Genomic DNA, 12,781 nt, shown 5'->3' with positions numbered 1-12,781 from the left:
CAGCGTTGCCAGCCACTGAGCTTGGTCCGCCCCAGCTAAAGGATCACCTTGTCGATGACGCGCATCGCGCTAGAGCCGTACTTCCTCCACCAGGACCAGGTTCAGTCCCTCCTCGGCGAACAGCGGACGGAGTCCGCGCGGGCGAGGGCCGCTCGCAGAAGCGAGCCCGAGGCGGCGCTGCCCTACGTACTCGCAACAGAACTGGCAGAAGTTCTGTCCTCGTTTGGGGTTCGTGAGCTCGCCAGGTGCCTCCTGGAACAGGACCTGCGGGCAGGGCAAATCATCGGCGCTGAGCTGGAATTTACGTTCCAGCGGGACCGAGAACACGATGCCCCGGGCTTCAAGCCGGTCAGCTTCACGGCTGTTGTCGACGCGGGCGAACCGGTGCGCGTCACTGGCACTTTCAACTCGGCAAGAACCGCCAGCTCGTCCGCGGCCGGGAGCCTTGCCGGAAGCAGACGGGCCTACCTGATCGGCACGGTCACCAGTCTCAGCGCGGCGCAAATTGAGCTCAGGCCAGTCTTCATCGGCATTAGGTCGTTCATCGATAACCATGCTGCCGTCGAGCTCCCGGCGCCCGGAGCGCGGGTGTACCCCAGCGATATCGGCCAGTTCAGCGGGATCGACTTCGCGTCACCCCTCACAGAGGCCGAGAGGGAAGCGGTCCTGCGCGTGCCCGAAGAAGTGGTGAAACACGCCTTCGCCGGGCTGATCGGCGAGTCGTACGTTCCGAAGGACTGGGGCGGTGAACGTTCCGATCTCTACACATCGCGGGTGTTCGCCCGTGGCCACCAGGTTTCGGCTGCCTGGCTGTTCAAAGGACCCGGTCACCCCCGCGCAATGGACGTTAAGGCCTTGGGTAAGAACGGCGACCAGATCGACCGTCTGTTCACCGAGCCCGCAGAGCTACTCGTTCTGCAGCACTGCCACCAGATCAAGCCGAGCGTGGTGGGCATGATGGACGCCTACGCCCACGACGCCCGGCGCCCCCGCTCCTACATGATCATCGACGGGGCGGACACCGGACGTATTCTGAGGTCGCTGGGCCTGCTCCCGGCAATCTCAGCAACTCTGCCTCTGCAGAACCAAGGATCGGGAGCCCCAAGGCACTGAGCTCTTTCAAGGATCACGATCGCGCCGTGCGTGATGCTTGCGGCTACTTCAGGTACGGCGTTCGGCTGAGGGCCGGAGGGCTACCGTTTCCGCTTCGGTCTTTTCTGCTTGGACTTGGTTTTGCCCGTGTTGCGCGCCGGGTGCTTGGCGTTGGGATGGAGGGTTCGCTGCAAGTCCGAGGCGGGCCGCAATGTCCTCACTGTCGCGGTGACGGAAGCGTCGAGCGGTCCGATGTGCCCGTCGTAAAGGATGTCCCGGAGGTCGCCGGTCGGTTCGTCGTACAGGAAGACAACGCCTCGCGGGAGATTGAGCTGGTGCTTCTTCGCACGCACATAGTCCATGACCCGCTGCTGGGCAGCGGCAGGTTCTTCTCCGGCAGGGCGAGTAGCCCAGACGAAGAGCCATCCTTCGGCGGGGTCGGCACTGGCCGTGATGGGGATGGTGATACTGCGGCCTTGGCCGTTCGGCAAGGGGTTGTTGAGGAGCTCGGCGCCGTAGCGAGCGAACTTGTGCTGAGCGGTGTGGGCACCGGACAGGAGCGTGGCCCCGATGCTCAGCCAGCCCGTGACGTTGCGCTCTTGTAGTTCATCGACGAGGGACGCGGTTGGGGTCGCGGCCATGTGTGGTTTGAGGGCGGATGCGGCTTCGGGACCCGCCTCATGCTTAGTGTGGAACCACTGGTCGAGAGCGTCGGTGCGGCTCGTCACGATGGCCGGCTTCTGTGAGCGGTAGCGGCGCAACTCGGCTGGCGACGGCTCGGGGATGAACGGGAACGCGCTGCGCACCTGTGCCGGGTCAGGCTCAACCCAAAGGCCCGCCTCGAAGAAGTGCAGAAACAGGTCCAGCTCGTCCGGTGCGCTGAACATGAGCGTGACGTTCGGGTTGCGACGTCGCCGGAGGTAGAGCAGGAACTCAGAGGGTCGGTCGACGAGTTCCGTGATCAGCTCAAGGTCGTGCAGTGACACTGTCCAGGGGATGTTGTCGGCGCTGAGCAGCTCCGCCCGCACCAGCTCCGCGGTGGCAGTGAGCACGGGCGAGATGTCATCGAGGCTGACTGCGATCGTGTGGATCTCGCGGATGTGACTGAGGTCTACCCACCCCTCGTCCTCAATGCGCAGGCCTCCGTCCTGCTCGATTCCGTCCCGGATCCGACCAGCTTGCTCGGCGGCTTTCGTGACGATGCCGGTCAGATCATTGCGGATCCGTGTCTTCTTGCCGCCACGGGACAGTGCACTGAACGCGACGGCTTTGTCTTCGACGACAATGGCGACGTCGTCGATCAGGACGAGATGGTCGCCCTCGACGCGCTTGGTGTACTTCGCCGGGTCAGCGTTTGCCGTCTCCGTGGCATTCGCGGGCACGTAGTACTCGAACCCGTCCCGGTAGCGGGCTCCGGGCAGCACGCGACCCAGGGCGTCTCGGGTGCGGACTTCGAGGAGGTCTCCACGGTGCTTCGCGTATTTGTTCCATGCCGCCGAGGTCTTGAGATGCTCTTCCAGATTCTCGCGGACGGCGAAGACATGGAGCCCTGGGTGGGGCAGCATCAGGCGTTCGTCAGTGGTGACGATGAGCGGTTGGGTCCGCAGCGGATTCTGGCCGGCGGTGAACGCGTCGACGACTTCTGCAGGCGTCGCTCCTGCCAGATCCAGTCGGAACCGCTCGATGACTGCTTTGACCTTGTCCTCAGCGATGCCGGTATGTCTGACGACGTCTTCGATGGCCACCGTGGCCTCGACGGCTTCAGGCTCGAACATCGTCATGAGGCTGGACCGTGCGAGGTCCATGACCCCATCGTCAGCTCGCCCGGTCTCAGTGGACGCCATCGCTTCAGACACGGAGTCACGCATCGCGTCTATGCGATGGTTCATGCTCACCACCTGGAGCTCATGGCACGCGTCGAGAACCGCTAGGGCGTCAGACGCGTCGAAGCCGAGCTCGGCGACAAGAGCCGCCCGCACCTCCGGGTCACCGTCCAAGAGCGCGCGGTTGGTCGTTTCGACCATCTCCGGGTAGGACGAATTTCGCATCCACACCTCGCCCCCTTGGACGAGCAATGACACCAGAGCGAGCTTGTCGGTCGGATCCGCAGCGGCGAAAGAGCGCAGCTGAGCCAAGTGGAGAAGCTTGTCGATCTCCTCCCGCGCCGTCGATACGAAGTGGCTCATCTCCTGCTCTGCCACCGGACCCTGGGGGGAGGCTGTGACATCTGCCGCCTCCTGTGGAGGCACGAGAGCGGTCAACGCGAGTAGTTCGAGTGGCGCGGCACTGGAATCCGCGGTGACCGGAATCATTCCTGCGGGGACCAATGGCAAGAACGCCAGACGAGCCACCTCGATGAGCCGTATCGGGTCGAAGCATCGTACCTTCGAGGCGAACTCGTCGACTGCTTCGTCGACTGCTTCACCGACAGCTACGGCAGGATCGTCGCTCGCATGGAACTTCCCCATGAGCACCATCAGGGAGGCCCAGGAGTCAATGATTACCTTCGCGTGCGGGTCGAACACTGGCGACGCCGCACCAGCGTGACGCTTCCGCTTTTTGCGTGCCTCATGACGCTTCGTTCGAGAACCCACGATGCAACCTCACCACACATCGAGGATGGCGGGCCAACTGTTTCTTACGCTGGTGGAAGGGCTCGTAGTCGCGAACGCTCGGCAACGGAGTGCCGAACGATTGAAGATCGTGCTGTCGTCATTGCCGCCACTCTGTGACTCCTGGCGGCTACCGGCGAGACACGGGGGTAGAACCCCAATCGATCTCGCCGGTCCTCGGTGGCCTGCACAGCACAGAGGACTACGGGGCGAGAAATTCCAGGGCAGTTGAGGGGCCGGGCGGCAGACGGTTTATGGAGCCTGTGGTTTGAACGGGGTGAGGTCCGGTGGGTAGCCCTTGGCGCGGAGCCAGATGTCGAGGGCTATGGCGACGATATCGCCGTGGGGCGTGCCATGGTCGGCGTTGTAGCGGCGGATGCGTCGCTGGAGCTGGAGGATGTCGGGGACGGCGTAGTTGAGCTGTCCGCGTTTGATGTGACGGTCGGCGATGACCGCCGCGGTCTCGGGATGTGGGGTGAGCGGATCGTCGGTGGGTTTGGACTGGGCTCCGAGCGCGTCGGCTATGTCACGGAGGCGACGGGCATGGTGGGAGAGATCGGGCACGGAGGTTCCTCCGGTCGGTCTGACTAGGCGGCTAGTTAGCCGCCTAGTGGCCTATCGGGATAGTCGGCGGAAGGGGCGGCCGCGCACTCAGCGAAGTGGCGGCCACCCCGTGTGCCGTATGGCGTGTCAGAAGCCGCGGGCGGTGAGCCATTCGTCCAGGGCGACCGAGACGATGTCGCCGATGGGCAGGTGGTCGAGTTCGTTGTCCAGCGCGAAGCGCTTGATGCGCTTCTTCAGCTTCAGCGCGGTCGGCACGGAGGAGTCCAGGCTCTCGCGCGTGATGATGCGCTGGTTGAGAACGGCAGCTGTGTTGGGAATGTCCTTGGGGCGGCCGGGTCCCTGAGCCCACGGGGCTCCCTCGCTGGGTGCTGCCTCCGATCGCGCGTTCTGCTCCTGGTGAGATACCGGAACATCGCTCCTCACCGGGAAGGCCGTACCGCCCGGGACCGGAGAAACGGCGTGCCGCACGGCAACCTCGGCGGTCGGTAGCACCCCAGCTGTCGTGGGGATGGCGTGAGACAGACCGGCCTGCGGAACCTGCTCGATCAGCTGTGTGGACTGAGCCGCGGGCGCTGCGGGCACGGCAGAATGAGCCGCGAACTGCCCGTGCCCATGCGTCGAATGCCCAGAGTGAGCAGACTGCATGGCGGGCACTCCTGCGGCCGGGTGATCCCGCTGGGCGGTCGGTGCCTGCACGGGGGCGCTCAGTACGGCGTCGACGGTCGGCTTACCCTGCGCCCCGGTCTCCACGGGGGCCGTGGAAGGCCGCTGGGCCTCGGCCTCATCGACGGCCGGATGCCCTTCGCCCTGGGCGTCGGCCTGTTCGGCGGCGAACTGTTCGGGCGTGAGCTCGGCGGCTGGCGGCGGGGGCGGCGGGGCCGTCTTCTTGGCCCCGCCCAGGGCCCGCCCGCCGGTGCGGCGGGCGGGAGGCTTCGGCCTGTCGTTCTTCTCGCTCATGCGGTCAGCTCCTTCATCAGGTTGGCGTACTCGCTCAGTTCGGTCGGGACCTCGCCGAAGGCCTCCATGTAGTGCACCCAGGAGTGGATGGTGGTCTCGGCGAGCGGGAACGCCTCGTCGCGGTCCGAACCGATGCCCTCGCCCTCGGCAGGCTCCAGCAGCTGCTGCTTCGCCCGGCTGGGCAGGCTGGTGCGGTCGTCGGCCTTGACCATCACCACATGGGCGGTGACGCCGCGCTCATTGCGGGCAGCGGCGCGCTCGGCCTCGTCGAACGTGGCCACCAGCTTGCGGCGCTCGATCTTGGTGGGGGCGACCGGCACGAGCAGCAGGTTCGCCTCGGTAACAGCCTCGTGGAAGATGCGGGCGCTGCCGCCGCCGGCGTCGACCACGATCGCGCCGAACTCGGCGCGCTTGGTGCGGATGTACTCGGCAATGTCATCGAAGGGGTAGCGCTCGATGACCAGGTTGGGGGGGATCTCGAAGCCGGCGGCCTGGGCGACCTTGAACCAGTCGTAGGCGGACTGGCTGGTCGCGTCGGCGTCCAGCAGCAGGGTGGGCAGGTCGAGGACGACGGCGTAGTAGAGGGCGATGAACCAGGCGGAGGTGGTCTTGCCGGTGCCGCCCTTGAGCATGCCGACCACGATGACGAAGGCGTCCCAGGCGCTGGCCGCGGCCGCGGCCAGGGTCTTGGTACGGGTGTTCTCACTCACGAGTGCTTGATCTCCTGAATCGGAAAGGTGCGTTGACGTGCGGGCGTCGGCGAGAAGGCCGACGTTCGGCGGCTGCTGAGCGTGGGCGAAGGAGGACCCCGAGCAGCGCTGTATTCGGGATGGGCCGCCGTCGCTCCCGTGACCTGCCGGGCCTGGCCTGGGACCCGTTTGAGGGCGCTCATGACCGTTTCCTCGGGGTGCGGGCCGGGCCGTGGTTGTGCTTGGGGCGCATGTGGGTGCCTGCCTGGTGCAGGAGCCGGTAGACGGTGCCGACGGAGTAGTTGCACTCGCCGGCCAGGTCCGGCACCGTGGCGCCAGCCTCGTACCGCGCCCGCAAAGACTCCGCGAGCTTCGTTCGCCGTGCGGCATCGGCTGCGGAGCGGATGCGCAGTGTCTGCAGGGTGGTGCGGGGCGTGCCACCGGCCTCGATCAGCAGCCGCCGCGCGGCACGTCGCGTCACGGATCCGGCTACGGCCAACTCCGCGAGTGTGGCGCCCTGTTGCTCGTAGAGGCGGCGCAGCCGGGCGGCGAGGTTGCGGCGGGCTTGCCCGTCGCGCAGCCTGCGCGTCTGCCACGAGGTGCGCATCTCGGTCCCGGCCTCGTGCAGCCGGTTGAGGACCGTGCCGTAGGACAGGCCACTGCTCGCCGCGAGTTGGTCCACGGTGGAGCCGGACTCGTACTGCTCCCGCAGTGCTTGCGCGGTGACCTGATCGTCGTGATCGGCCGTGGGTGGAGGGGGTGGGTTCACGCTGCGGACTCCCATTCGCTGCGGGCTTCGGCATGGGCGGCGGCCAGCTCGTCGTAACTGCGCTGGTCGGCGGGGGTGATGAGGATCAGCCGTCCATCGGTGGCGATCCGCCAGTCGGGTACGGCGCGGCCGGTGACCGGATCGAGGACACAGCCGTCCGGGGCGTGCCACGCGGTGGGAACCTCGTCGGGGCGTGGCGCGGGAATCACGATCTGGCGCCCGTCGCGGACGATCACCACGGCCTTGCTGCGGTGCTCCGACAGCCGCTCCAGCGCCCGTTGGTACGCCGTGCGCTCGGCGGCGTGCACCGCCTTGCGCCGGGACGCGACGCCCGCGGTCCCGTGCCGCGCCGCGACTGCGTCCCAGCCGCGGGCCGGCTCGGAGATCTCTTCGGCCGCAGCCTCCAGGGGGCGGTCACCGAAGCCCTCCAAGGCATGAGGTGCCAGGGTCCAGGTCTCACCGCTGTGGTGGACCAGGCCGTGGTCGGCCAGGCGCCGCAAGGCGCGGTAGAGGGTGGCGCGGGAGACGGAGGACGAGCCGACAAGCTCGGCGACCGTCTGCGCTGGCCGGGCGTGCAGTGCACCGATGACCACCAGTGCGGCGCTGCCGAGCCCGCGGTGGGCGAAGGCGTCGTGGCCCATCAGCCGGCCGATGACGGTGGAGTCGAGGTCGGCCGTCGTGCCCGTCTCAGAGGTGGGCCACTCCTCAAGTGCCAGGTCGGGGGGGGTACTGAGTGGTTCGGAAACGAGATTGCGCTACGGGGGTGCTGTGGCGGTCGGCGCTGCCCTCGGCGAGATACCAGGTCGAGCCCTCGCGGCCGTGGCCGACGCGCAGACGTCGCAGCCAGCCCCATGGTTTGAGGACGGTCTCGTAGACGACCCGGAGGGTCGTGCGGGATATCCCCGCTTCCTCCGCGGTCTGCCGCTCGCTGGCGTGGTGCAGGGGACCGCCCGCGATCTGGGCGAAGTTCAGATGCGCCCGCAGGACCCGCAGTGCGGTCCGCCCACGTTCCCCACGCCAGGGCGTCGTCTCGATGCGGTCGCGCAGCGCGGCAAGCACCTCGTACGCGTGGTGCCGCGATTCCAGCACCCTCGTGCGGCTGACCGCGGCCGAGGCACTGGCCCACACCCGGCCGATGTACGCCAGGGCACGCGATTGCCCGGAGCGCAGCGCGATGCTTCGGGCGTGCCGCCCGCCTTCGTGATCGGGGTGCAGCAACAGCTGCGTCAGCTGCTCGACGGTGCCGCCAGCGCGAGCGACATGGCAGGCGATGGCCGCCGTGATCCGGTGCCCGTGTTCGGCCGCGCCCTGACGGTTCCCGCGCAGGGACACGCTCTGGCCGTCGGAGGCGAGCCTGCTGTAACTGCCCGCCGCATAGCGACCGGTGAGATCCCCGAGCAGAATGAGATCGGCTGCAGCCGTAGGTAGATAGTGAAGACCCAGTCGCTCGCCTGGGTGAAATGGCCGTCGGAGAGAACCTGTCTGGTGGGTGCTGTGTGGCACTGTGGAGCCGTCCCGCAAGGACAGAGACGCCACCCAGGCCCGCTAAAACCACGGGTGGTGTCCGGTACCGACCTCCAATCGGTGCCAGCGAAGCCTCCAGGATGGCCATCCTGGAGGCATTCGTATGCCTGGCTGCGGTGCTGGAGGCAGGCGTCCCCATCGCGGCTCGACCGAGATCGATTCCGAGTGCCGTCAGCGGGTCCACAGCCTGATCAACGCCGTCTGACCTGGGCCGACTCGGACCAAAACAGAGGGCGATTGCCTCTGATCGGCTCCGAGCAGCTCGGTTCGAATCGGGGTCGAATCAGAGCGGTTTCCTCTGACTGCCTCCGGTCGCCTCTGCAACCCGACCTAGCAGGTCACAGCCGATCCGATCCGCGAAGCCGCAGGTCAGAAGGGTGCGTCAGGAATACCCGGCGTACAGCCCGACTCGTCTGCCACCCTGCATTTCCGCAGGTCAGGTGCGAACTGACGGGGATTCATAAACCCGACGCGCCCCATGCTGCGGCGGATGCCGTGAGCAGGTGTCGATGACGCCTCGGTGCGGCGGGCCATCCCGGGGGTGGCCCGCCGCACCAGTGGTTCAGGTCCCGCGTATCTGCGGCCCGCTCTTGGTCAGCGGAGGCCGAAGGCCCGGATCACGGTCTGTGCGACCGCGTTGCCGGCGCTGTCGTGGGCGTGCGCCCGCAGCGAGACGAACCGGGCCTGCTTCGGGGCGGACAGCCCGAACCGACCGTCATGTCCGCTGGTGATCTTCCGCCAGGTGCGGCCGTCGTCGTAGGACACCTCCAGGGTCACCGCCGACAGGTTGCCTGTGCCCACGGCACCCGGGAGTTGGGTGGCGGACACCGTGAGCGTCGTGTTCTTGGCGGTCTTCCCGGCCGCGTCCGTGCTGACGGCGTACTTGATCTGCGGCAGCGGCAGGACCGCCTGTTCGTCGCCCGACGGGGCTTTGGAGGTGAAGTCCCACTCGGTGTGCGTCGTGGGGGAGTACGGGCTCACCGTGCTGTCCCGGGCGGCGTCCAGGACGAGACGGTAAGGCAGCTTGCCGGCACCGGGGGCGTCGGCCTGCACCATGGTGTTCCCCGCGTTCTGGGCCAGTCGGGTGTCACCCTGGTACAGCGTGAGGGACTGCCGCGTGCGCTCGTAGTCCATGGACATGCCGACGTGGTCCGAGCCGCCCCAGGCGGGGACGTCGAGGGTCAGCCGGCTCCCACTGCGGGTGGGCGGACGGTAGTTGTCGTTCAGGTACGGGCGCTCGATGGGCTTGAACCACTGCTGGGTCCCCGTGCTGCCCGCCCGGTAGGTGGTGCGCGGCTCGATCTCGTAGAGCAGGTCGTCGACGTACGCCTCCTGGCTCCAGGAGTATCCGGGCCCGGTGGAGACCCAGTCGACCCGCTGGGAGTTCATCGGCTCACGCATGGTCGTGCCGATGCCCCAGGTGCTGTTGTAGACCGGCCAGTCGAAGCGGAACTCACCGCCGCCCAGGGTCGGGTCGGGGCTGTCGAAGGTGACGTTCACCCGCGCGAGGTTCTTCGGGCCGCCCTGGACGACCAGGTGGTCCGGGATCTGGTTGTGCCACGTCCACATCAGGTCGTACACGTAAGGGCTGACCGGCTGCGAGTCCACCGAGAGCGCCGCCCCGCGAGCGGAGGCCTGGCCGAAGAGCTTCTCGCCCTCGTCCGTGCTCAACAGCGCGACGTCGATTCGGGCGGGGCCTATCCACGGATCCTTGCTGTAGCTCCGGAACCCTCGCCCGGGTGTGTTGTTCACGACCAGCAGGAGCCTGGCGCCCGCCTTGATCGCCGCGACGGCCTGGTCGGCGTCGCTGATCGTGTCGTTGCGGCGGACGACCACCGCCTTGCCCCGCGCGTCCACACCGGCGTAGTCCGCGTTCGTGCCGTCGCCGGCGGCCACGAGCGGAAGCCTGTGGTGACCCGGGGACAGCGGGGTGACGTCCTGTTGCCTGTGGGCGTCCGTGAAGTCGGTGGTCTTGGTCGCGACGGCCAGTGCCGGCTGCTCCTTGCGCCAGCGGGCGCCGAGGTAGAAGTCGCCGTGGGTCACCTTGTGCGTGGTGGGCTGGGCCCACAGGCTGTCGTAGTTGGTCTGGGTCTCCATGTAGTCGCGCCACAGCCGGCCGCCCATCGAGCGGGCGTACTCCAGGCGCTGGTAGGTCGCCTCGGTCCGCTGCGGCGTGGTCATGTCGATCCGCTCGATCTTCGTGGCGTCCAGGGTGACCGTGGCGTCGTGGTCCATCACGACCTCGGGGTCACCGAGCAGCGCCATCCCCATCGAGTGCGGGCCGTGGACGCCCTGCACGGCCTTGAAGGACAGCACCGAGTAGACGTCGTTCGGGAGGTACATCTGGGACGTGCCGGTCTCGTCGACGAGCCAGAACTGGGGCGCGTCGTCGCCGGACCGCAGCAGTTCGACGACCCCCGACATCGGCTTTCCGTGTGCGTCCTTGAGGACCACGGTCAGCTTGTGGGTGACGTCGCCCAGCGACACCGCGGTGTGGGTGACGACCTTCCCCGCCGTGTCGGCCGCGACGACCTGGCCGCTCCAGCGGCCGTTCCCCGTCGCTTGGGAGCCGTCGATGGTGACCGTGACCTCGGCGGTGCCGTGCGCCGGCACGACGACCTCGGGGGCGGACAACCGGAACATTCCCGCGGGGGCGTTCGGGGCCTGAACGGACAGGTCGAGGGTGACCGGAACGGCACCTGTGTTGGTGTACGTGACCGGGCGTTTCACCGCGTCGGACGCACCCGTCGTCACCTGGCCGGCGAACGCGGTCGCGGAGGCGAAGACGTCGGCGCTCAGCGCCGACGGGACGTCCACCCGGCCGCTGCCCGCCTGGAAGGCGTCGTACTTGGGCGTCTGCTTCGAGCTGCTCACCAGGAGGTCCTTCAACTGGGAGCCGGTCAGCCCGGGGTGCGCGGCCGCGAGGAGGGCCGCGGCCCCCACGACATGCGGGGTGGCCTGGGAGGTCCCGCTGAACGTCAGGTAGCTGCCCTCGCCGAACGGCGAGTACTGGGAGCGTGCCGCCAGCACGTCGACGCCGGGCGCGCTGATCTCCGGCTTGAGCCCGCCGTCGACGCGCGGGCCCTGGCTGGAGAAGTAGGCGATGTCGTCCGAGGAGTCGACGGCTCCCACGGTCAGGGCGGCGTCCGCCGCGGCCGGGCTGCCGATGCTGTGGTCCGTACCGGTATTGCCCGCGGCGACCACGAACAGGGCCCCGGTCTCGGCGCTGAGGCGGTCGACCGCCGTGCTGAGGGGGTCGGTGCCGTCGGACGGTTCCGAGGAGCCCAGGCTCATGTTGATGATGTCCGCGTGCTGGTCCACCGCGGCCCACTCCATGCCGGCCAGCACCCAGGAGTCCTGGCCGGAACCCTCGTCGGAGAGCACCTTGCCGATGTGCAGGCGCGCGCCGGGGGCGACGCCCTTCTCCTTGCCCTCCGACGCGGCTCCCGTGCCGGCGATGGTGGACGCGACGTGGGTGCCGTGCCCATGGCGGTCCGTCACGTCCTCGTCCGGGACGAAGCTCTGCGAGGCCGCTATCCGACCTGCCAGGTCGGGGTGTCCGGCGTCGACACCGGTGTCCAGGACGGCGACGTCCACGCCCTGCCCGGTGTCACCGGCCTGCCACGCCTGCGGTGCGCCGATCTGGGACGTGGACTCGGCGAGGTCCGCCTGCACGACCCCGTCGAGCCAGATGCGGGCGATGCCCTCGCCGAAGGCCGGTCCGCCGGACGCGGACGAGGCTGTGGCCGCGGCCGCCGTGGTCCTCGAGCCCGACGCCGGCGCGGAGGTGACGGCCCGCCAGAAGTCCGCAGACCGGTCCCGGTCCTCGGCCAGCGCGGCACCCTGGACACCGCCGAGGGCCCTGACCCGGGTAGCGCCCTCGGGGGTGGCTGAACGCAGCCCCGAGACGGCTTTGCTGTCGTACGAGACGATCAGCGGCAACTGATCGCGATGTGCGTCGTCGTAGCCGTCCGCGACGAGCCGGCTGATGTTGAACAGGCGCTTGTCCAGCGTGCCCGCCGCCAGGTACGGGAGAACGGAGTCGGGATAGACGTACAGGTCGCCGTTCGTCTCCATGATGTGTGCCTGGGCTTCCGCCCCGGCGGCACCACGCACATCGACGGTGCCGCGGCCGGCACTTGACTGCCGTGTGACGACGACGTCACCCGTGATCAGGGTGACCGAGTGGACCCCCGGTGGCACGTCGCGCTGCGCGGCGGGAGCGGCGGAGTCGTCGGTCGTGGCTGCCGCGGCGTGGGCGGCGGACAGGGCGGCGGGTTGTGCCAACGACAGGAGGGCGGCGCCGGCGACGGCGAACACACTCCAGCGTCTCGGTGATGATCTCAAGGGATTCCCTGACTGTTCCGTGGGGCCGGGGGCAGCCCGCAGGCGATTCATGGCTGAAGTGAAGTGAAGTGACGGATCGGCGGGGGAGGAGAGAGGGGAGGGGGAGAGGAGCCGATGGCCGATGGATCGATCGTGGGGGTTCTGGGATCGCGGCAGGCGTGGACGATCAGAGTTAAGGCTTGTGGCCGGGCGATGTATAGATCAGGCTCGTGTCTGATATCGCCAGC

9 protein-coding genes are annotated in these 12,781 nt (G+C 68.2%); 1 reads left to right on the top strand and 8 read right to left on the bottom strand.

Going from position 1 to position 12,781, the window contains the following annotated elements; genetic code table 11:
- Window positions 1-54: 54 nt before the first annotated feature.
- Window positions 55-1,113 (top strand): hypothetical protein, encoded by a 1,059-nt coding sequence (locus AB0N16_RS11810; protein ID WP_086800014.1) that lies wholly within the window; start codon window positions 55-57, stop codon window positions 1,111-1,113.
- A gap of 80 nt (window positions 1,114-1,193) precedes the next feature.
- Here the strand turns inward: AB0N16_RS11810 and AB0N16_RS11805 are convergent, their stop codons facing one another.
- From AB0N16_RS11805 to AB0N16_RS11770, 8 genes are all read right to left on the bottom strand, one after another.
- Window positions 1,194-3,617: a preprotein translocase subunit SecA gene (locus tag AB0N16_RS11805; RefSeq protein WP_365795569.1), complete on the bottom strand. Its 2,424-nt coding sequence runs from the start codon at window positions 3,615-3,617 to the stop codon at window positions 1,194-1,196.
- A 339-nt stretch (window positions 3,618-3,956) separates the two neighbouring features.
- Window positions 3,957-4,268, bottom strand: a complete 312-nt coding sequence (locus AB0N16_RS11800) for a hypothetical protein (protein ID WP_086800015.1) — start codon at window positions 4,266-4,268, stop codon at window positions 3,957-3,959.
- A 126-nt stretch (window positions 4,269-4,394) separates the two neighbouring features.
- Window positions 4,395-5,225 (bottom strand): hypothetical protein, encoded by an 831-nt coding sequence (locus AB0N16_RS11795; protein ID WP_365795567.1) that lies wholly within the window; start codon window positions 5,223-5,225, stop codon window positions 4,395-4,397.
- Complete coding sequence (locus tag AB0N16_RS11790) at window positions 5,222-5,935, bottom strand: ParA family protein (RefSeq protein WP_086800016.1); 714 nt, start codon at window positions 5,933-5,935, stop codon at window positions 5,222-5,224. Before AB0N16_RS11790 ends, AB0N16_RS11795 begins: the two co-directional genes overlap by 4 nt.
- A 178-nt stretch (window positions 5,936-6,113) precedes the next feature.
- Window positions 6,114-6,698 carry a helix-turn-helix domain containing protein gene (locus tag AB0N16_RS11785; RefSeq protein WP_104786621.1) on the bottom strand — a complete coding sequence of 195 codons (585 nt, stop codon included), beginning with the start codon at window positions 6,696-6,698 and terminating at the stop codon, window positions 6,114-6,116.
- Window positions 6,680-7,324: a hypothetical protein gene (locus tag AB0N16_RS11780; RefSeq protein ID WP_365795565.1), complete on the bottom strand. Its 645-nt coding sequence runs from the start codon at window positions 7,322-7,324 to the stop codon at window positions 6,680-6,682. The genes AB0N16_RS11785 and AB0N16_RS11780 overlap by 19 nt, the downstream gene beginning before the upstream one ends.
- Before the next feature lie 64 nt (window positions 7,325-7,388).
- The gene (locus AB0N16_RS11775) at window positions 7,389-8,015 is read right to left on the bottom strand and encodes a hypothetical protein (protein ID WP_365795563.1); all 627 of its coding nucleotides are present in this window, start codon (window positions 8,013-8,015) and stop codon (window positions 7,389-7,391) included.
- A 786-nt stretch (window positions 8,016-8,801) separates the two neighbouring features.
- The gene (locus AB0N16_RS11770; protein ID WP_365795561.1) at window positions 8,802-12,554 is read right to left on the bottom strand and encodes a S8 family serine peptidase; all 3,753 of its coding nucleotides are present in this window, start codon (window positions 12,552-12,554) and stop codon (window positions 8,802-8,804) included.
- Window positions 12,555-12,781 lie beyond the last annotated feature (227 nt).

Source organism: Streptomyces sp. NPDC051105, from assembly GCF_040682795.1.
Lineage (GTDB): Bacteria > Actinomycetota > Actinomycetes > Streptomycetales > Streptomycetaceae > Streptomyces.
This window is presented reverse-complemented; position numbering and strand designations above follow the sequence as displayed.